Genomic DNA, 20642 nt, shown 5'->3' with positions numbered 1-20642 from the left:
AGGTCACCGGCGCCTCCGACGACCTGGGCGCGGACGTGATCGCCGGCGCGCCGGACGGCCGGCGCCTGGTCGTGCAGTGCAAGAGGCCTGTGCGTTCGCGGAGCCGCGCCGTCAGCCGGCGTACGTCTCGAACTCGGCGACCTTCGGAGTGCCGGTCGAGCCGGTGATGTCGAAGGTGATCTTCTTCAGCGAGGTCTTCGGCACCGAGATGACGCCCGCCCCGCTGCCGGAGGTCAGGACGGCGCCGGTGTCACCGTTGAGGACCCTCCAGGATCCGATACTGCCGGCGGAGCCGGACGCCTCCCGAATGTTGATCTTGGAGATGGAGGTGGCGGTTCCCCACTTGACCGAGACGGAACCGGTCGAGCCGGCCGGCGACCAGAAGGTGCTCATGTTGCCGTCCCGCACGTTGCCGAAGCTCGACCCACTGGCCTTGCTGGAGCCGTCCGCACCCGCTCCGATGCTGAGGTTCGTCCCGGCGGGCGGGTCGGTCGGGTCCGGCGTGGGGTCCGTCGGGTCCGGCGTCGGGTCCGTGGGGTCCGGCGTCGGGTCCGTGGGGTCGGGGGTGGGGGTCGGCGTCTGCGGTGAGCAGTTGCCGTCCGACACCTTCAGCCCCTTGTTGGCGCCCGCCGTCTCGGCCACGATCCCCGGCACACAGCTCGCGCCGTCCAGCTTGAAGGCGTAGGGGATGCTGACGGTGGTGTTGGACGTCGGGTTCGGCCCGGCGGGCTGGTTGTCACCTTCCCGCGCCGACCAGGTCACGTTGTCGAAGGTGTTCCCGCTGACCTGCCAGTACCCGGCCGCGTCGGTGTAGAACGTACCCAGGACGTCCTTGGAGTCCTTGAAGTAGTTGTTGTCCACCTTGGCCTTGGCGCCGGCCCGGGAGTTGATACCGGACTCGTTGAGCTTCACGTAGTAGTTGTTGTAGATGTGCGCGATACCGCCACGCAGCAGAGGTGCGCGCGAGTCGAGGTTCTCGTACAGGTTGTGGTGGAAGGTCACGTAGCCGTTCGAGACGTCGGACTCGCTGGACCCGATGAGACCACCGCGGCCGGAGTTGCGCAGGGTGCTGTAGGACAGCGTGACGTACTGGGTGTTGTCCTTCATGTCGAAGAGGCCGTCGTAGCCCTCCGACTCACCGCCCGACGCCTCCAGGGTCGTGTGGTCGACCCAGACGTTGCGGACGTCACTCTCCATACTGATGGCGTCACCGCCGTTGGAGGTGGGCGAGCCGGACTTCTTGACGTTCTTGACCGTCACGTTCTGGATGATGATGTTGCTGGCCTGCCGGATGTGGATGCCCAGCTGGTCGAAGACCGCCCCGCTGCCGACACCGACGAGCGTGACGTTGCTGATCTGCTTGAGCTCGATCACACCGGCGGCCGTGTTGCAGCTCTCGCCCGACACCTTCGCGGTGTTGCCGTGGTTGATCGTGCCCTCGACCTCGATGGTGATCGGGGTATCGCTGCTGGCCCGCCCGCACAGCGCCGCGTGGATCTCGGTGCCCGTACCGGCCTGCACCGTCTCCCCGCCAGCACCGCCGGTGGTCCCGCCGTTCTGGGTGGCGAAGCCGGTGGCGCTGCCGGTCACCGCCGCCGACGCCTCCTCGGGCATCGACATCACGACACCGGTCACGGCCGCCACGGCCATCGTGGCCAGGACTGCGTTGAGTCGCAGTGCGACTGGTCGTCTCATCTTCGTGTCCCCATTCATCTTCACAAGCTGTGGTGCTGCTTCATGCCGCGGTCGCAACGGCGAGGCCACCAGGGCCACCGGTTTGTAACCGGAAGCTCTCGTAGGCCAGTTGTGCGTGTACTTCTCGATGCGATCGGGCCGGTGGTGCCGGCCCGGGGGTGCGAGGCCGTCGGCCGCAGCAGCGGCCGGCGTCCCGGATGAAGCCCTGGTTCCGTCCGATGGCGGCTCGTGCACGCCCGTCGCGATGGCCGGCGCGACGAGCGCTTCCACCAAACGGAACCAGGAGGGGGAAAGCGCTTTCTGTCCGCGACAATAGAGCGCCCGCCGACTAACTGACAAGGTTCATGACACTTGCGGAATCCGGCCCGCCGTGCGACACGCGGCAGCCCCGTCTTGACCTTGACCGTGCGTCAGGGTCGGAGCCTTGCCTCCATGACGAACAGAAGCACCTCCCAGGCTCGGCCCGCTCCGCCGGTCGGAGGTTTCCAGGAGATCGACGGACACCGCCTCTTCGTTCACCGATCGGGCAGCGGTGGGCCGGCCGTGGTGTTCCTGCCGGGCGCGAGCGCGATCGGTCTGGACTACTTCGGCGTCCAGCAGGCGGTGGCGCGGTTCACGACCGCCGTCGTGTACGACCGGGGCGGCACGGGATACAGCGAGCCCCTGCCCCTGCCGCGCACCGCCACGGCGGTCGCCACGGAACTGCGCGAACTGCTGCGCGCCCAGAACGTTCCAGGCCCCTACGTGCTGGCGCCGCACTCCCTCGGCGGCTTCTACGCACATCGCTTCGCGCAGCTGTACCCGCAGGAGGTGGCCGGACTGGTCTGGCTTGACGCGTTCCACCGCGGCTGGGACGACGCCATGCCTCCTGAGGCGGATCTGGCCACGGTCGAGCGGATGGGACCTGACCGGGAGCAGCTGGAACAGATGCGTCCGACCCTGCGCGCGATGTACGCCGAGCTGCTCGCGGGCTTCCCGGAGCACATGCGAGAGGCGCTGACCGACCTCAAGGTGAGTGAGGAACAGATCCACGTCGGCATCGCCGAGCGCACAGGGCTGACCGCACTCGCGGCCGAGCTGCGGGCCGGTCCGGACGTTCCCGACGTACCCGTGGTCGCGCTCACGGTGGTGGGCTCCGACCCTGGCGGGCAGGCTCTGATACCGGAGGGGACGGTACGCGCGATGCTGGACGGCAGAACGAGGCTGGACGCGGCCCTGGTGAACGCGGTCTCGGACGGCGAACAGCGCGTCATCACCGACACCGCACACCACCGGCTCTGCTTCGACCGCCCCGATGCCGTGGTCCAGGCCGTCCGGGACGTGGTCGACCGGGCGGCCCGCATCCGGGCGGACCCCTTCCGGACACCCCGATCCGCCGGGTGAACGACGCCGCGGTCACGCGCGTGGTCCCGCGCTCGCTCCTCGGCGACCTCACGGCCCGTCCCGGGCGGTGAGACACATCGGGACACGGCTCCCACCGCTCGGTCCCACGCGGTCGGGGGCGACCGCCCTCTCACCGAGGTCTTCTCAGCGGAACGGGCCCCGGTCAGCTTCGGTCAGTCGGCCCGCACCCGGGCGGCGGAGAGGTTGCCGAGAATCGATGAGACCGTCTGGACCGGGGTTTGCTCCGACGTGTCCAGCCAGAGCCCGATACGCGGCGTCTCCTCGCGCAGGGTCCGGTCGAGGGCGTCGACCGTCCAACCGGCGCCGTATCCGGTCTTCGGGCGCCGAGCTTCCCGACTCTGCACGGTTGCCGCGGCAGGAGCCAGCACGACAACGTACAGAGGTCGCGTACGCACCCTGGCGACGTACCTGTCCAGGTCTTCCCCCAGGACGATGTCCTGCACGACCGCGGTCCAACCGTGGTCCGCGTACTCGTCGGCCACCAGCGCGGACAGCCGGTGCCGCAGTGCCAGTTGGGCTCTGGCCTCGGCGGTCGCCTCCGGCAGCAGTTCCTCCCGGCCGGACACCACCATCCGCCGGAAGACGTCGCCGCGCACGTGGGCGGCACGAGCCAGCTGCCCGGCCAGCAGTTCGGCCACGGTGGACTTCCCCGCCGCCATGACGCCGGTGATCAGGATGACTGCGGAACCCAACTCGATGCCCACGGGGACCTCTCGTGTACGGACGGCGATCTCGCTGTCCTGCGGAGCGCTGAGGCTGCTCACCGGCCGTGCGCGGGGCCGGCGGCCGTCCGGCGCCGCGGTCGCGGTGTGCCACGTCAACTCGGCGCTTCCCCCGCCGCCGGTCATCGCCGGCTGTCGGCGGGGATGGCGGCGTCGATGAGGGCGGCGGCGATGGCGGCGGCGGCGGGGAAGGCGTCGGCACCGAGGACCCGGGTGCGCGCCGCGGCACCGTCGATGAGCAGCGCGAGCTGCTCGCCGAGCTGTTCGGGGCCGGCGGCACCGGCTTCGCGGGCGGTGTCGGCGAGCCGTACGGCGACGGCCTTCTTGTAGTCGCGCGCGTACTGCGATGCGGGGTGCTGGGGGTCGTGGAGTTCGACGGCGGCGGCGATGTAGGGGCACAGGGGGGTGGTGGGGGGGACGTCGAAGGCGGCGAGGAGCCGTTCGCGGGGCGTGAGGTCGGGCCGGTCGAACACACCGGACAGAACGGAGGGGTCGAACCTGCGCAGGTACTCGGCGACGAGCTCGTCCTTGCCGCTGAAGTGCTGGTAGGCCGTGCGCTTGGACACCTCGGCCGCCGCACAGAGCTGGTCCATGCCGGTGCGGTTGATGCCCTGCTCGCGGAACAGCTGCTGGGCCGCGCCGATGATGCGCTCGCGAGCGCCCCGGCCGCGGCGGCTGCCCGTGGGGCCCTTCTCCAACTCCGTCATGGGACCAGCCTACCGCAGCCGGGTAACGACCGGTGTACATAGCTTGCACCTCCGCCGCTCGCCCCGTACGTTAAGCACACAGGGCGGTGTACTTAACACCGTCGCCCCCGGCACACACGGCACCACCGACCCAAGGGAACGACCATGGGAAAGCTCGACGGCAAGGTCGCGGTCATCACCGGCGGCACCACCGGCATGGCACTGGCAGGCGCGAAGCTGTTCGTCGACGAGGGCGCGCACGTCTTCATCACCGGCCGCCGCCAGGACGCCCTGGACGAGGCCGTGAAGCAGATCGGCCGCAACGTCACCGGCGTTCAGGGCGACGCCGCCGACCTCGACGACCTGGACCGCCTGTACGACACCGTCAAGCGGGAGAAGGGAAGCCTCGACGTGCTGTGGGCCAGCGCCGGCGGGGGCGCGCCCGCACCGCTCGGCGAGATCACCGAGGCCCAGTTCGACACCTGGTTCGGGCTCAACGCCCGCGGCACCCTGTTCACCGTCCAGAAGGCCCTCCCGCTCTTCAACGACGGCGGCTCCATCCTCATGACCGGCTCCAACGCCTCCCTCGGCGCCTTCCCCGGCTGGAGCGTCTACGCCGGCAGCAAGGCCGTCCAGCAGGCGTGGGCCCGCGTCTGGCTCAACGAGCTCAAGGACCGGTGCATCCGCGTCAACGTCCTGACCCCCGGCCAGGTCGCCACCGCCAAGCAAGCGGAGCTCTTCGACGAGGCCACCAAGCGCCAGTTCGAGTCCCTCATCCCCCGCGGCCAGATGGGCCGCCCCGATGAGATCGCCACCGCCGCCCTCTTCCTCGCCTCCGACGACTCCAGCTACGTCAACGGCATGGAACTCGTCGCCGACGGCGGCACCACCTCCATCTGAACCGAACAACCACAACCAGGGCAGGACACCTCATGAGCAACATCAGCATCATCGGCACCGGGAACATGGCCCGCACCATCGGCGTGCGCGCGACAGCGGGCGGCAACACCGTCGAGATCATGGGCCGCGATCAGTCCAAGGCCGCCGACCTGGCCAAAGCTCTCGGCGGCGGCGCCACGACGGGGGAATGGGGCGCCGCCCCGGCCGGGGACATCGTCATCGTCGCGCTGCTGCACGACGGCGTCGTGCCAGTCGTCACCCAGTACGGAGAAGCTCTAGCGGGCAAGGTCATCGTCGACATCAGCAACCCCTTCAACTCCACGTTCGACGGGCTGGCCCACCGGGAGGAGACCTCCATCGCGCAGGAAGTCGCCGAGGCGGCACCGGCCGGCGCCGGCGTGGTGAAGGCGTTCAACACCGTCTTCCGCCACGTCCTGGAAAAGGGGCGGCCCGACGTCTTCATCGCCGGCGACAGCACGCAGGCCAAGGCACGCGTGGCAGCGTTCATCGAGAGCCTCGGGATGCGCCCGCTGGACGTCGGCGGCCTGAAGATGGCGCACTGGCTGGAAGGAGCGGGCGTGGTCACGGTCGGCCTCGCCAACCACGGGGTGGGTACGTTGGACTTCGCCCTCGGCATCACCGAACTTCCCGCCTGAGCGGACGGTTGACGGAGCTCCTTCGGAGCGGTTACCGATCGGGGTACGGAGCCGGCGTGAGGGTGGGGTACGCAACGGACAGGGCACCCGTGCCGTCGAGGGAGGTGTTCGAAGTCCCAACTCCGCGATTCCGGCGGACCGACAGACAGCAAGATCATGATCTACAGCTGGGGTGCTAGCCTCCGCACGACCACGTCGCACGAGGACCTGAGGGGGACGGTGCTCACCATCGGCCGGCTCGCGGCGACCGCCGGAGTGACCGTGCGCACCGTTCGCCACTACCACCACGTCGGTCTGCTGCCCGAGCCCGAGCGCGATGCCTCCGGCTACCGCCGTTACGGCGCACAGGCGGTGGTGGATCTCATCCGGATCAGGACGCTCGCCGATGCCGGGGTGCCTCTGGCCCGTATCGACGTGCTGCTGAACGCGCGGCCCGACGAGTTCGCCGCGGCCGTCAGCGACATCGACGCCGCTTTGCGGCGCAAGATCGACCAGCTCGCCGAATACCGCGCCCGGATCGGTGAACTCGCGGGCGAGGAGCGGCTTTTCCTGCCCTCGGAGGTGGTCGCCGTCCTGGACCGGATGCGCGGTCTCGGGGTCAGCGAGCGAAGGGTCCGGCTGGAGCGCGACGCGTGGATCCTGATGCAGGCGTTGGATCCGCAGGTCATGCCGCAGCGGATCCGCGACAAGAACGCCGCCTTCGACGATCCCGAGACGACGCGCCTGTTCCTCGCCTGTGATCAGTCGGTCGGGTGGGATCCGCACGATCCGCGCCTGGACCGGCTGATCGACGACCTGGACGCGTGGAAGACCGCGTATGAGGGGGGCGACGGCCGTGCGGGATACCTGACGCTGGTCTCGTCCCGGATCTCCGAGACGTCACCCGCATGGCAGCGCATCGTCGAGGCGCTCGCCCACCGCGCCGAGCAGCGCCGGACCGACGGGGCGGACCACTGATCCCGCGTGCCCCCCGATCCCGGCGGGGCGCGACAGGACATGCGGCTCACCGAGCCCGGTACGGACGCGTACGCCGACACCGCACACACCGCGACCTCGCACACCCCGGGGAAGGACTCCTGTGACCGACACCGCCGAACGATCTGACGACGCCTTCGCGCGCACCGACGACGGGGTGTCGGTGGCGTACCAGTGCCGTGGGAGCGCGGCAGGCCGCCCGCTCGTCCTCCTGGCGGGTCAGGCCAACAACCACCACTGGTGGGACGGCGTGCGCGAGGACTTCCACGGCACCGCCCGCACGATCACCATGGACTACCGGGGTACCGGTGCGAGCGACGCGCCGCACGAGGGTTACTCCACCCGGCGCTTCGCCGAGGACGTGGTGAGTGTCCTGGACTCCCTGGGCATCGAGCGGGCCGACGTGTACGGCACCTCGATGGGCGGCCGTGTCGCCCAGTGGGTCGCCGCCGCCCACCCGGACCGCGTCCGGCGGCTGGTCCTCGGGTGCACCTCGCCGGGCGGGCCCCTGGCCGTCGAGCGCGACACGTCGGTACGCCGGGCCCTGGCCGCTCCCGACCCGGCCGCCGTGCGGCGGACTCTGACCGAGCTGATGTACAGCCCCGGCTGGATCGCCGGGCATCCCGGCCCCTACCGGACTCTCGGCGACCCCGACATGCCGCCGCACGCCCGGCGCGGCCACCTGGTCGCCAGTAACCGGCACGATGCCTGGGACGCGCTCCCCTCGATCGGCGCGCCCACGCTGATCCTGCACGGCGATCAGGACCGGCTCACGCCGCCCGCGAACGTCCCGCTGCTCACGGCCCGCATCCCGGACGCCAGGAGTCATCTCCTCCCCGGCGCCCGGCACGCCTATTTCGAGGAACACCGCGAGGCGGCCGGGGCCCTGGTCCGCGAGTTCCTCGGCTGAGCGGCGCCGGGGAGCCGGGGCCGGTCCTGCGGACGAGTCAGGCGGGCCTCACGGATGCGCCCGCCCGGGTCGTAAAAAGGTGTGGAGCTCGCGCCCGGCTCCGGCTAGGCTCCCGCCGATGACTACTCGATGTGTACACAGATGGGGGGTCCCGACCGCGCAAGGTGAGTGCTGATGCTCACCGAGACCGCGTTCGAGGATTCCCGCCTTTCCTTCTGGCTGCGCGTGCGCGAGATCGCCGTGCCGCCCTCCATGATCGAGACCGCGACGGCCCGGCGTACCGCCGGTGACTGGTCCGGGGCGTGCGCCGCCGCCGGATTCGACGTCGACCTCGACCTCCGTACCGTCACCCGTGTCCATGGCACCGACGTGGCCGCCCGCCTCCGGGCGGACCTGCGCCGGCTGGCGCCCGACCTGCTGCGCTGGCACATGCCGAGGACGGCGCCCGAAGGTTTCCTACGGCCCGGTACGACCCTCACGCTCGCCCGGTACGACGAACCTGGCTCCGCGCGCCCGGTCCACCTCGTCGCGCGCACGGCGCCCGCGTGGGCGGACGCCGGACAGCGGATCAGCCTCGCCCTGTGGGACGGGCCCGGGGACGGTGCCGGGCCCGGCGCCTACCGTGCCCCCGACCGGCGGTTCCGGCTGGATACGCACCGTCACCTGTGGGACGCGGTCCGCAGCGGTGAGCTGCGCGGGCGTTCCGGTGCGGACGGGCCACGCGGCCGGCCCGCCCCGAGCTGGGCCTCTTCGGTACCGGACCCGGCGCGGTTCGCGCTCGGCCGGTGGGCCGTCGAGGCGGCGCTGCTGCTGCGGGCGGAGAGCGGGGCCGCGGGCGGCCGGGTCGCGGTCAGGCTCGGTGCCCGGCGGCGCCTCCTCCTGGACGTACGCACCCCACCGACCGCCGCGCAGGGTGCCGACGGGGTGCCCGAGGTGTGGTCCGCAGAGGTCACAAGAGCCGGTGCCCGCACCGGACTTCCGGTCCTGCCGGACGCCGCCACCTGGGTGCTCCCCGACCTGGAACTGCTGCACAGCGGCCGGCTCACGCCCGACCGGCTGCACCCGCTGGTCGCGCGGGCCCTGGGGACCGGGACACCACCGGCCACCGGCCCCGGCGCGGCTCCGGACGACCGTGCCGGGCCGCGCATCGTGGACTGCCGGGGCACCCCGCACCGGATCGGCGTGGTCGACGGGGTGCTGGTGCCGCTGGACCACGATCCCGCCGAGATCCGGCGGGAGGGGCTGCTCGCCGCGCTCACCGGCACACCCCTCCCCTGTCTCCAGGCCATCGACGTGACGCATCGCCGGCCGGACGGCCTCACCGATGTCCGTGACCGGCTGGCCCACGGGGACACCGCGGGCGCGCTGGCCCAGGTCGAGGCCATGCTCGGCACCGGGGCACTCCTGCGGGACGGGGACCTGCGCGACGTGCTGCGCGACGCCGCGCGACAGCGCGTCACACACGGCCTGTTCAGGGCCGGACTCACGGGCCCGGGGCCCGAGGAGGCCCCGCACGACCGAGCACGGTTCCGCGCGGGCAACCACCGTTCCCGGCCCAGGAAAGCCGCCTGCCACTGACGCCCCGGGCGGCGCCCCGCCTCGCGGCCCCCGCCCACACGTACGTTCCGCGCGCCCGCGCCCACCGGGCCGCGACCGCCTTCGACGACCCCACAGGTGATGCCTCATGACCACGTACGCCGCACCGTCCTCCCCCGCGAGCCCGTCCGAGCCCCCCTCCGTGACGCCGGATCCCTCCGCTCGGGCCTCCCGGCTCGACGTGTCCGGCGCACTGCTGGCCCTGCTGCGCGACACGACCACCGCACCCCGTACGGACCCACAGCTGGAGGCGCTCACCCTGGCCGTCTCGGCCGACCTGCCGGTGCTGCTGTGGGGTGAGCCCGGCATCGGGAAGACGGCCGCGCTCACCCAGCTCGCCGCCACCCTGGACCTGCCGCTGACCACGGTGATCGCCAGCGTGCACGAACCGTCGGACTTCTCCGGTCTGCCCGTCATCGGGGACGACCCGGCGTCGAACGGCATCCCGATGGCACCGCCGGACTGGGCGGTACGCCTGGTGCGGGCGGGCCGTGGCCTGCTGTTCCTCGACGAACTGTCCACCGCACCGCCCGCCGTGCAGGCCGCGCTGCTGCGCCTCGTGCTGGAGCGCCGGGTCGGAGCCCTGCACCTGCCGCCCGGCGTCCGGATCGTGGCCGCCGCCAACCCCCGGTCCTCCGCCGCCGACGGCTGGGAGCTCGGTCCGCCGCTCGCCAACCGTTTCGTCCACCTGCAGTGGGTCCACGACACCGACGTCGTGGTGCGCGGCCTCGGCGGGGTCTGGCCCCGGGCCACCCTGCCGGTGCTCGACGCCGAACGGCTCCCCGAGGCCGTGGCGTTCGCCCGCCGCGCGGTGTGCGGGCTGCTGGGAGCACGGCCCGCCCTCGTGCACCGGCTGCCGTCGGGTGAGACCCAGCGGGGCGGGGCGTGGCCGTCACCACGCAGCTGGGACATGGCGCTGTGCCTGACCGCTTTCGCGACCGCCGCCGGCGCCTCACGCGATGTCCTGTCGCTGCTGGTCAGAGGGACGGTGGGGGACGGCCCCGGGCTCGAGTACCTGGCCTACCTGGACCGGATGGACCTGCCGGACCCCGAGGACCTGCTGGCCGACCCCGGGCGTGCGGAGCTCCCTGAGCGCGGCGACCTGCGGCAGGCCGTGCTGGACGCGGTGGTCGCCGCGGTCCGCGCACGTCCCGAGCGGGGCAGGTGGGATGCCGCCTGGGCGCTGCTGGCGAGGGCGGCGGAGACCGGGGCGCCGGACCTGCTGGTCGTTCCGGCGACGACACTCGCCACCCTGCGCCGCGACGACTGGGAGGTCCCGGAGTCGATCGAGGGGCTCACCGGGGCGGTGTCCGTGTCGCAGCGCGCCGACCGGGCGAAGGTCCGCTCCCTCGGCGGGGCGCGGGCGGGCCGATGAGCGGACCCCGCATCGCCCGTGCCGTCCCCGGGACCCCGCTGGACACGGAGAAGCTCTTCAAGGCCCGCCTCCAGGCGGCCCGGGTGCGCCCGTACCTGGCGACGGCGTTGTTCGCCCTGCGTCCCGTGGAGTCCCCCGGCGTGCCGACGATGGCCGTCGACCCGTACTGGCGGTGTTACGTGTCGCCCGCCTTCGTGGACCGTACGCCGGTGGAGGAGCTGGCCGGGGTGTGGGTGCACGAGGTGTCGCACCTGCTGCGTGACCACCACGGGCGCAGCGACCGTTACGCGCACCGGCACGGGCTGACGGGCCCGGCGGAGCGGCTGCGGATGAACATCGCCGCCGACTGCGAGATCAACGACGACATCTTCGGTGAGGGGCTGGTGGGCCCCGAGGGAGGTGTACGACCGGGCACCCTGGGCCTGAAGGACGGCGAACTGATGGAGGACTACCTCCGCCAGTTCAGGCTCGGGCCGTACACCGCCCACCTGGCGTGGCTGGAGTGCGGCAGCGGCGCGGACGGTCTGCAGCGCCCCTGGGACCTCGGACCGGGTGGCGCGCACGGGCTCAGCACGCAGGAGCGCGACGCGGTCCGGTTCCGGGTGGCGCGGGGCATCGTCGGCCGCCCGGGGAACGCCCCTGCCGGGTGGCGGCGGTGGGCCGAGGAGGTGTTCCACCCGCCGCAGCCCTGGCGGGAGTTGCTGGGTTCGGCCGTGCGGTCGGCGGCGTCCGCGCCGGGCACGGGCGAGGACTACGTGTACGGCAGACCGGCCCGCCGTTCGGCGGCGGTTCCCGGCGCGGTCCTGCCGAGCCTGCGGCGCAGGCCGACGCGCGTCGTCGTGGTGATCGACACCTCCGGCTCGGTCAGCGACAGCGAACTGGGCAGTGCTCTGCTGGAGGTGACGGCGATCACCCGCGCCCTGGGCGGGCGCCGCGACCTCGTCGGCGTGCTGCCGTGCGACGCGGCGGCCGACCGGGTCCGCCCCCTGTGCGGCGGCGCGGAGGGTGTCGAGCTGCTCGGCGGGGGCGGGACGGACCTGCGTGCTGGCTTCGCCCGCGCCCTGGAGTCCCGGCCCCGCCCCGACGTCGTGGTGGTGCTGACGGACGGCCAGACGCCGTGGCCGTCGCGGCGCCCGGCGTGCCGGACGGTGGTGGGCCTCTTCGGCCGGCACCACGGCCGTTCTTCGTACGACGAGTCCGATCCCGACCACGTCCCGGACGGGCCGCCTCCGTGGGCGCGGGTGGTGACGATCGGCTGAGGCGGGGCCGGGCCGGGCCCCCGGAACCCTCAGCAGTTCCTGTCGAGGAGGCGCCCGGTGGGCTCGGTGAGGGTGCCGTGGTCGAGGATGCGTACCCCGCGCAGCCAGGTGGAGGTGACGACGCCGTGCAGGGTCCTGCCCGCGTAGGCGGTGACCCGGTTACGGTGCTCCAGCTCGGCGGGGTCGACGGTGAACGTCGCCTCGGGGTCGAGGACCGCGAAGTCGGCGTCCCGGCCGGCCTCGATCGCGCCCTTCCTCTCCAGGCCCGCGAGGTGTGCGGGTCCGGCGGACATCCAGCGGACGACGTCCTCCAGGCCGTGCCCACGGCGGCGCGCCTCGGTCCAGACGGCGGGCAGCCCGAGCTGGAGGGAGGAGATCCCGCCCCAGGCGGAGGCGAAGTCGGGGGTCTTGAGGTCGGCGGTGGAGGGCGAGTGGTCGGAGACGACACAGTCGATCGTGCCGTCGGCGAGCCCCGCCCACAGGGCGTCCTGGTTGGCCGCCTCGCGGATCGGCGGGCAGCACTTGAACTCGGTCGCGCCGTCCGGGACCTCCTCGGCGGTCAGGGTGAGGAAGTGCGGGCAGGACTCGACCGTGATCCGGATGCCCTCCGCCTTGGCGGCGGCGATCAGCGGGAGCGCGCCCGAGGAGGACAGGTGCAGGACGTGGATGCGGGCGTTCAGCCGGCGGGCCTGGGCGATCAGGTTCCCGATCGCCGTGTTCTCGGCGTCGCGGGGCCGGGAGGCGAGGAAGTCGGCGTACTTCCCGCCGCTGCGCTGAGGGGCCGCGGCCAGGTGGTGCGGGTCCTCCGCGTGCACGATCATCAGGCCGCCGAAACCGGCGGTCTCCGCGAGGGAGTTCGCCAGCTGGTCCTGGTCGAGCTCGGGGAACTCGTCCACGCCCGAGGGTGACAGGAAGCACTTGAAGCCGAAGACGCCGGCGTCGTACAGCGGACGCAGGTCCTTGACGTTGTCGGGCAGCGCGCCGCCCCAGAAGCCGACGTCGATGTGCGCCTTGGTGCGGGCGACCTCCTGCTTGACGCGCAGGTGCTCGACGGTGGTGGTCGGTGGCAGCGAGTTCAGCGGCATGTCCAGGAGGGTGGTGATGCCACCGGCTGCGGCAGCACGGGTGGCGGTCCAGAAGCCCTCCCACTCGGTGCGGCCGGGGTCGTTCACATGGACGTGGGTGTCCACGAGCCCGGGCAGCACGGCGTGGTCACCGACGTCCTCCAGCCGGGCGCCGGCCGGCACCTCGGCGTCGTACGGCAGCACGGCGGCGATGGTGCCGCCGGAGACGGCGATCGACGCGGGGCGTGTCCCCTCGGGGGTGATGACTCGCGTCGAACGCAACACCAGCTGTACGTCGGGCACGGATGGCCCCTCCTCTATCGAGCTCGTTCTTCGTGCGGACCGAGGACCGGCCCACGGCGTCCGGACGCGTCAGCCGGCCTGCGGAGGCGGCCAGTTCACGAACCTCTTGGGCCGCGGCGGTGCGTAGGTGCGTACCTTCGAGGTGGTCAGCCCGAGCCGTACGAGGGACTCGGCGATCGTCACCGCGGCGCTGACTCCGTCGACGACGGGGACTCCCGTGCGTTCGACGACGCGCTCGGTGAGGCCGGACATGCCTCCGCAGCCCAGGCAGATCACCTCCGCGCGGTCGACCTCCACGGCCTGTGCGGCCTGTTCGACGATGGCGTCGACCGCCGCCTCCTCGTCCTGTTCCAGGTCGAGCACCGCGAGTCCGCTGGCCCGTACGGAGGCGCAGCGCGCGCTCAGACCGGCGGTGTGCAGCCGCTCCTCGATCAGCGGGACCGTGCGGTCGAGGCTGGTGACGACGGAGTAACTGCGCCCGAGGAACTGGGCGGTGCTCGCGGCCGCCTCGGTGATGTCGACGACCGGGACGTCGAGGAGTTCCTGCAGTCCTTCCCGGCCGTGCTCGCCGTAACCGGCCTGGATCACGGCGTCGAACGGCTCCGGGTAGGCGCGGACCGTCTCCATGACGGCTATGGCAGCGAGGTAGCTCTCGTAGTTGCCTTCGACGGACTCCGCGCCGAAGGCCGGCGTCAGCGGGACGATCTCGGTGCCGGGCGAGGCGGCACCGGCCGCCTGCCTGCCGATGGAGTCGGTGATCGACCGGGTGGTGTTGACGTTGACGACAAGGATGCGCACGGTACGGCCTTCGGTTCGGTGGTTCATTCGGCGGCGACGGCGATGGTCTCGCCGTCCACGTCCCGGATCTCCCGGGTGCGGTCCGCGACGATCGCGTACAGCACGGCCGCGAGGAAGGCGCCCACGAACCAGGAGAAGCCGGCCGCGGCGTGGAAGAAGGGCACGAGTGCGACGACGACGGCGACGGCCGCGCCGGGTACGAAGGCCGCGACGGCCCGGGGGTTGAAGCCCCGGCTGTAGTGGTACTCGCCGCCCGGTTCCTCGCTGTAGAGGTCGGGCACATTGATCCTGGACTTCCGCAGCAGCCAGTAGTCCGCCATGATCACGCCGAAGAGCGGCCCGAGGAGGGCGCCGAGCCCGCCGAGGAAGTAGTTCACGACGACCGGGCTGTCGTAGAGGTTCCACGGCAGGATCACCAGCCCGATGACCGCGCTCACCAGGCCCGCGCGGCGGAAGTTCAGCCGGCGTGGGAAGAGGTCGATGAGGGCGTAGATCGGTGCGACGAAGTTGGCGAGCAGGTTCACCGCGACGGTCAGCGCGATGAGGGCGAGTGAGGCCGTCGCCAGGAGGAACATGTTCGGGATGGTCCGGACGATGTCCGTGGGGCTGGTGATGACGTGCCCGTCGAGCTTGAACTGCGCCCCGCTGAGGGCCACCACGATGACGGCGAAGAAGAGCATGTTCAGCGGGATGCCGATGACGTTGCCCCGGACGATGGAGCCGCGGCTCTTCGCGGACCGGGTGAAGTCGCAGAAGTTCAGCACGAACGTCCCGTAGATCACCACCCACAGGGCGGCGGCCTGGAGGATCTGCAGCCACATGGCTCCGCCGGTGAGTGGAGCGTCGACGGAGAGCGAGATCGAGGCGTCCGCGCGGACGAACATCCAGACCGCGAGGGCGAGCATCGTGATCAGCGTGGTGGGGGCCGCGAAGGCCATGTACCTCCGGATCATCTGCATCCCGTAGCTCACGATGAGGAGCTGGAGGGCCCACAGGGACAGGAAGGAGATCCAGCCGAGGGTCGACTGACCGAGCAGGGAGTTCGAGTCCAGCGTGCGCAGTCCGGGGAACATCGCGATGAGGAGGGCGCTCAGGACGGCGGAGGCGAGGTAGGTCTGGATACCGAACCAGGCGATGGCGACGATGCCGCGGACGGCCGCCGGTATCTTCGCGCCCCGGATGCCGAACGCGATGCGGCTCATGACGGGGAAGGGGACACCCGTCTTGTGCCCCATGAACCCGGACAGGGTCAGCAGCAGGAAGAGCAGCAACGATGCCAGCGCGAAGGCCGCCAGGATGCCCCACACGTTGAGCCCGAGCGCGAAGAGGCCGAGAGCGAAGGCGTAGTTGCCGAGGCTGTGGACGTCGTTGGCCCAGAGGGTGAAGACGTTGTACGCGCCCCAGCGGCGGCCCTGTTTCTTCGTCGGGGCGAGGTCGTACGTGTACAGGACGGAGCTGGTGGCTCCGGTGGTCCCGTCGGCTCGGGTACCCCCGTCGTCGACCCGGGTGTCCCCGGTGGCCGGCTCGGGGGGCCGGTCCTCCACTGCAGTCATCGATCGACCCTCGAGTATTCGCTAGGGGCCGCAACGAGGCCTGGCGGCGGCCCCCTTGGGGGAGACTGCACACCACGGGCCCTGGCGACCGAGAGAGGTTTCAGAGGTTTCCACCACGTGGAAGTTGATTTCCGCAAGCCAAAACGTAGTTTTCATCAGAGACCGGCGTCAAGGGTTACGGGCGAGCGACTTCGCCGCGAACACAGCACCGGCACGGGATGCGCAACACCGAGGTCAGGTGCTCATGCCGCCCTGCCGACGGCCAGGGAGGCGGACGGCCCCAGGCCCGCCCGACAACTGGCCGCGCCCATCGGTTCCTTGACTCACTCGCCCCGCTGCGAGCGGCAGGGGACACCGCCCGGCGGTCAGAGAATGGCCAGCAGCCTGTCGAGCGGCTCGGGCACACGGTCGGGGCCGAGGGCCTCCACGAGGACACGGCCGTACCGGATCTTTCGGCCCTTCTTCGTGCCGAGGAAGCGCCGCAGCTGCCGCTCGGAGGTGCGCCCCCGCTGCGCCGGCTGGTTGAGAAAGGTCTTCAGGGGGCGCAGGTCCCCCTCCGCCTCGACGAGTTCCGCCACTCGCGTCGGGCCCAGGGCGCGGATGAGTTCGTCCTCCAGGTCTGCCGCGCAGATGAAGAACCCCTGCTCCGTCGCGCCCGCCCTCGCCAGGCCGCGGGTGTAGTACCCCCACTCGGCCTCGTCGCACAGTCCGGTGAGGCGGAGGTCCAGCCCGGGCGGGCCGAGCAGGCCGGCGAAGCGGCCGATGCTCATCGCGCCGCCCATCGGCAGGACACAGACCCCCTCGGCCGCCAGGTCCCTGCCGCGGCTCGCGGCCAGCGCGTCGACCGCGGCGGCGTCGCTCAGCCCTTCGAGCAGGACGACCGTGCGGACCGGCAGCGTAGCGGCCAGCTCACGCGCGGGGCCACCGGGTCCACCGGCCGCCCACGCGGCGACCGCTTCCCGGAACGCGCCCATGTCAGCCATGGGGTGAGTCTGCCCGGCTCCCCTGCCCCACGTCAGCGAATTTCCACCGCGCCCACGTCGTGCACGCCTACGCACCGCGACTGCTGCTGGGGTTGTGGGGTGACAGCGGGCGGTCAGGCGTCGGGGTCGACTCCGGGATGCGTGAACCGCGCGGGCTTGCCCAGCGACCGGGCGTAGGCGATCTCGGCTCCGGTGCTGTCTCCGATGTAGTCGCCGACGACGAGCACCTCGTCGGCGAGCCGGATCGTCGCCCGGTGCAGATCGTCGAGCCGAACCTTCAACGCCTCGGCCTCGACGGGATCGGACCGAAGCCGGGAGCCTGCCGGCTGATACAGGGCCCACGTCCGCTCCAGCGCGGCTTGCTCGGCCGGTTTGCGCCCCCACGCCTTCCGCGCCGGGCATCGGGACGTCACTCCTCCGTGAAGTGCGCGAGCGCGGCGATGACGCGTTCGGTGATGTCCGGCGGCCATGGGAACGAGGGAGCCACCGCCCGCTGATGGGCGAGTCCGTGCAGACCGAGCCACAGGGCCACCGTGTCGGCGGGCACATCGGTGCTGGCCGCGCACCCGGCGTCGACACAGTCCTCAAGCGCGTCGGAGAGAAGCTTGAGGGTCGTCCGGCCGAGCCCGACCATGTCGTCCTTGGTCACAGAACCTTCGCTCAGGTCGGGCACCCACACCCCCCCGAACATCGTGCGGTAGCGCCCGGGATGGGCCTGAGCGAACTCCAGGTAGCTACGGCACAGAGCCACGAGCCGCCCACGGGGCGCCTCGCCCTCCACCTCCACGGCGCCTCGCAATTGCTCGTCCAGCTCATCGAAGGCACTGCGCACCACCGCCAGCATGACGGCGGGCTGGTCGGGGAAGTGGCGATAGATCGAAGGGGCCGCGATCCCTACCCGGCGGGCGACGGAACGCAGGGTGACAGCACTCTCGTCACCGGTCTCGTCGAGCAGTTCGACCGCCGCCGCCACGATCTCGCCGCGCAGCCGATCACCCTCGCCCCGGCGGTTACGGACGCGTACCCGTGTCGCTGATGTGTCGTCTCCCATGCAATCAGCTTACAGAGCGAAACTTACGCACGTTCCCCTTGCGTGCACCGGCCTCCATCACCTAACACCGTGAAGTTTATTGGCCCAGGCATCTCGCATCCCTGACCTAACATCTATAGCCTTACGACCGTAAGCACACAGTCGATGCCTTCAGGGGTAACGTCATGAACAGCACCCTCACCACGTTCGCCACCGAGATCGTGCTGCCCGGCACCGTCGAGCCGGACGGCCTGGAACTCCGGACCCGCGAGCTCCAGGCCCCCGCCCAGAGCCAGGTCGTACTGCGGATGGACGCGACCGGAGTGTCGTTCGCCGAGCAGCAGATGCGACGCCGGAAGTACTACGACCAGCCGCCGTTCCCCTTCGTGCCCGGGTACGACGTGGTCGGCACGGTGACGGCGGTCGGCCCGGGGGTGGACACCGCGCTCGCCGGACGCCGGTTCGCCGCGGTCACCAAGACCGGCGCGTGGGCCAGCCATCTGCTCGTCGACGCCGCTGATCTGATGCCCGTACCGGACGAGGTAGGCGCCGCCGCCGCTGAGACCGTGGTCGTCAACGGCATCACCGCCTGGCAGATGCTGCACCGCATCGCCGAGGTCCGCTCCGGCGGGACGATCGTGGTGCTGGGCGCCAACGGCGGTGTCGGCTCCACGGTGGTGCAGTTGGCGCGTCACGCCGGGATCACCGTGATCGGCACGGCGTCGGCCCGCCACCACGCGACCGTCCGCGAACTGGGCGCCGCCCCGGTCGACTACCGCGACCCGGACATGTACGGCAGGATCCGGGAGCTCGCACCGGACGGCGTGGACGCCGTCTTCGACCACGTCGGCGGCGCCGGGGTGGAGCGGTCGTGGCGGCTGCTGCGCCGGGGCGGGACGCTCGTCTCGTACGGCACCGCGGCCACCAAGGACGAAGCGGGCAACTCACAGCTCCCCGTGCTGAAGCTCTTCGCACGGCTCGCCGCGTGGAACACCCTGCCCAACGGCAGGAGCGCGCACTTCTACAACTTCTGGGCGGGCAAGCGCCGTTGCCGGGCAGGCTGGCAGCGACGGATGACCGAAGACCTCGCCCAGGTGTTGCGGCTGGTGGCCGACGGCGCGCTCACCCCGCAGATCGCCGCGGAGATCCCGCTGTCAAAGACCGCCTCGGCACTGACGCTCGCCGAGTCCCGCACCGTCGCCGGCAAGGTCGTCATCGTCCCCGACGCGTGACGTCTGCGCATCGACGAGGGCGCCCGCCTGTGGACTGCCACCAAGGTCATGGGCGGGATGCGGTTGGAGACCACCGCGGAGCCCCGCAGCGGCCGGCCGGACACCGGTCACCGACGGGGCCCGATCTCATCGGCCTTCCGGGCAGGTGCAGGGGTTCGGCATGCAGGAAGCGTCCTATCGTCAGAGCTGTCGCGAACAGCGCGTCGTCCGACCGCTCGCCGGTTCGCCCCCACCGCTTCCTCCCCGGAAGGGACCGCACCATGACCACCCCGCACGCCTTACCCCTGGCGCCCACCCCGATCTACGTGTCCGACGAGGTCCTCGACGACCTGCGCGCCCGTCTCACCTCGACCCGTCCGCCGCTGGACGAGGAGAACGAGGACTGGTCCTACGGCGTACCGCACAGCTATCTCCGTGAGCTGATCGCCCACTGGCGGGACGGTTTCGACTGGCGGAAGGCCGAGGCCGCCATCAACGCGTACGAGCACTACCAGGTGGACGTCGCCGGTGTGCCGGTGCACTTCATGCGCAAGCCCGGCTGCGGCCCCCGCCCGGTCCCGTTGATCCTCACCCACGGCTGGCCGTGGACGTTCTGGCACTGGTCGAAGGTGATCGACCCTCTCGCCGACCCGGCCGCGTTCGGTGGCGACCCCGCCGACGCGTTCGACGTCATCGTGCCGTCCCTGCCCGGCTTCGGCTTCCCCGGGCCGCTCACCGGCTTCCCTGACGTCAACTTCTGGAAGGTCTCCGACCTCTGGCACACCCTGATGACCGAGACCCTGGGTTACGAGAAGTACGCCGCCGGAGGCTGTGACATCGGTGGGATCGTCACCAGCCAGCTCGGCCACAAGTACGCCGACGAGCTGTACGGCATCCACATCGGCTCCGGGCTTCCGCTCGACTTCTTCAACGGCCCCCGCGCCTGGGACTTCGCCCGGAACCGGCCCCTCACCGACGACCAGCCCGCCGACGTCCGCGCCCGCGTCGTCGAACTGGACCACCGCTCGGCGTCCCACCTCGCCGTGCACATGCTCGACGGCGCCACCCTGGCCCACGGGCTGAGCGACTCACCCGCCGGACTGCTCGCCTGGCTGCTGGAGCGCTGGAACGCCTGGAGCGACAACGGCGGCGACGTCGAGTCCGTCTTCAGCCGGGACGATCTGCTCACCCACGCCACGATCTACTGGGTGAACAACTCCATCGCCACGTCGATGCGTTACTACGCCAACGCCAACCGCTACCCCTGGGCTCCCTCCCACGACCGCACCCCGGTCGTCCAGGCCCCGGTCGGCCTGAGCTTGGTCACGTACGAGAACCCGCCCGGCGTCCACACCGCCGAGGAGCGTGTCCGGGCGTTCGAAACCGGCCCGCAGACCAGGTGGTTCAATCACGTGAACGTCAACGCGCATGACCACGGCGGCCACTTCATTCCCTGGGAGAACCCCGACGCCTGGGTCGGCGACCTGCGCCGCACCTTCCACGGCCGCAGGCCCTGAGGGAT

The 20642-nt window shown here is 71.4% G+C and carries 18 protein-coding genes and 2 pseudogenes; 11 read left to right on the top strand and 9 right to left on the bottom strand.

Annotation, left to right across the window (positions count from 1 at the left end):
• Positions 1-86: pseudogene (locus ABT001_RS21060) on the top strand (restriction endonuclease); the annotation flags it as partial.
• 25 nt (positions 87-111) lie between these two features.
• Here ABT001_RS21060 and ABT001_RS21055 read toward each other — a convergent pair.
• Positions 112-1695, bottom strand: coding sequence for a pectate lyase family protein (locus tag ABT001_RS21055; RefSeq protein ID WP_351279618.1), 1584 nt, complete (start codon positions 1693-1695; stop codon positions 112-114).
• Positions 1696-2127: 432 nt separating this feature from the next.
• Between ABT001_RS21055 and ABT001_RS21050 the strand changes: the two genes are divergently transcribed.
• Complete coding sequence (locus tag ABT001_RS21050) at positions 2128-3078, top strand: alpha/beta fold hydrolase (RefSeq protein ID WP_351279615.1); 951 nt, start codon at positions 2128-2130, stop codon at positions 3076-3078.
• A gap of 173 nt (positions 3079-3251) precedes the next feature.
• Here the strand turns inward: ABT001_RS21050 and ABT001_RS21045 are convergent, their stop codons facing one another.
• Positions 3252-3803 (bottom strand): AAA family ATPase, encoded by a 552-nt coding sequence (locus ABT001_RS21045; RefSeq protein WP_351279630.1) that lies wholly within the window; start codon positions 3801-3803, stop codon positions 3252-3254.
• 140 nt (positions 3804-3943) lie between these two features.
• Positions 3944-4528: a TetR/AcrR family transcriptional regulator gene (locus tag ABT001_RS21040; protein ID WP_351279613.1), complete on the bottom strand. Its 585-nt coding sequence runs from the start codon at positions 4526-4528 to the stop codon at positions 3944-3946.
• Positions 4529-4672: 144 nt separating this feature from the next.
• Between ABT001_RS21040 and ABT001_RS21035 the strand changes: the two genes are divergently transcribed.
• The 7 genes from ABT001_RS21035 (at position 4673) to ABT001_RS21005 (ending at position 12178) form a co-directional block, all read left to right on the top strand.
• Positions 4673-5407: an SDR family NAD(P)-dependent oxidoreductase gene (locus ABT001_RS21035; protein WP_351279611.1), complete on the top strand. Its 735-nt coding sequence runs from the start codon at positions 4673-4675 to the stop codon at positions 5405-5407.
• Between the two features lie 32 nt (positions 5408-5439).
• Complete coding sequence (locus ABT001_RS21030; RefSeq protein ID WP_351279609.1) at positions 5440-6063, top strand: NADPH-dependent F420 reductase; 624 nt, start codon at positions 5440-5442, stop codon at positions 6061-6063.
• A 156-nt stretch (positions 6064-6219) separates the two neighbouring features.
• Positions 6220-7020, top strand: coding sequence for a MerR family transcriptional regulator (locus ABT001_RS21025; protein WP_351279606.1), 801 nt, complete (start codon positions 6220-6222; stop codon positions 7018-7020).
• A 121-nt stretch (positions 7021-7141) separates the two neighbouring features.
• On the top strand, positions 7142-7948 hold the full coding sequence (locus ABT001_RS21020) for an alpha/beta fold hydrolase (RefSeq protein ID WP_351279603.1): 807 nt from the start codon (positions 7142-7144) through the stop codon (positions 7946-7948).
• Between the two features lie 174 nt (positions 7949-8122).
• On the top strand, positions 8123-9526 hold the full coding sequence (locus tag ABT001_RS21015; protein WP_351279601.1) for a serine/threonine-protein kinase: 1404 nt from the start codon (positions 8123-8125) through the stop codon (positions 9524-9526).
• 106 nt (positions 9527-9632) lie between these two features.
• Positions 9633-10919 carry an AAA family ATPase gene (locus ABT001_RS21010; protein ID WP_351279599.1) on the top strand — a complete coding sequence of 429 codons (1287 nt, stop codon included), beginning with the start codon at positions 9633-9635 and terminating at the stop codon, positions 10917-10919.
• A complete protein-coding gene (locus ABT001_RS21005; RefSeq protein ID WP_351279597.1) occupies positions 10916-12178 on the top strand; it encodes a vWA domain-containing protein in 1263 nt (420 codons plus the stop codon). Before ABT001_RS21010 ends, ABT001_RS21005 begins: the two co-directional genes overlap by 4 nt.
• A gap of 29 nt (positions 12179-12207) precedes the next feature.
• Here the strand turns inward: ABT001_RS21005 and allB are convergent, their stop codons facing one another.
• The 6 genes and pseudogenes from allB to ABT001_RS20975 form a co-directional block, all read right to left on the bottom strand.
• On the bottom strand, positions 12208-13545 hold the full coding sequence (gene allB, locus ABT001_RS21000; RefSeq protein ID WP_351279595.1) for an allantoinase AllB: 1338 nt from the start codon (positions 13543-13545) through the stop codon (positions 12208-12210).
• Positions 13546-13614: 69 nt separating this feature from the next.
• Positions 13615-14343, bottom strand: coding sequence for an aspartate/glutamate racemase family protein (locus ABT001_RS20995; protein WP_351279593.1), 729 nt, complete (start codon positions 14341-14343; stop codon positions 13615-13617).
• 23 nt (positions 14344-14366) lie between these two features.
• Positions 14367-15896, bottom strand: coding sequence for an NCS1 family nucleobase:cation symporter-1 (locus ABT001_RS20990; protein WP_351279591.1), 1530 nt, complete (start codon positions 15894-15896; stop codon positions 14367-14369).
• A 365-nt stretch (positions 15897-16261) separates the two neighbouring features.
• Positions 16262-16879 carry a TOPRIM nucleotidyl transferase/hydrolase domain-containing protein gene (locus ABT001_RS20985; protein WP_351279589.1) on the bottom strand — a complete coding sequence of 206 codons (618 nt, stop codon included), beginning with the start codon at positions 16877-16879 and terminating at the stop codon, positions 16262-16264.
• Positions 16880-16992: 113 nt separating this feature from the next.
• Positions 16993-17190 (bottom strand): annotated as a pseudogene (locus ABT001_RS20980) (hypothetical protein); the annotation flags it as partial.
• A gap of 98 nt (positions 17191-17288) precedes the next feature.
• On the bottom strand, positions 17289-17930 hold the full coding sequence (locus ABT001_RS20975) for a TetR/AcrR family transcriptional regulator (protein WP_351279587.1): 642 nt from the start codon (positions 17928-17930) through the stop codon (positions 17289-17291).
• A 164-nt stretch (positions 17931-18094) separates the two neighbouring features.
• Here ABT001_RS20975 and ABT001_RS20970 point away from each other — a divergent pair, with 164 nt between their 5' ends.
• Positions 18095-19141, top strand: coding sequence for a medium chain dehydrogenase/reductase family protein (locus ABT001_RS20970; protein ID WP_351279586.1), 1047 nt, complete (start codon positions 18095-18097; stop codon positions 19139-19141).
• A 260-nt stretch (positions 19142-19401) separates the two neighbouring features.
• Complete coding sequence (locus ABT001_RS20965; RefSeq protein ID WP_351279584.1) at positions 19402-20637, top strand: epoxide hydrolase family protein; 1236 nt, start codon at positions 19402-19404, stop codon at positions 20635-20637.
• Positions 20638-20642: the final 5 nt, after the last annotated feature.

This window comes from Streptomyces sp. NPDC002793 (assembly GCF_040295485.1).
Lineage (GTDB): Bacteria > Actinomycetota > Actinomycetes > Streptomycetales > Streptomycetaceae > Streptomyces.
Note: the sequence above shows the minus strand (reverse complement) of the source record. Positions and strands in the feature narration are given on the sequence as shown.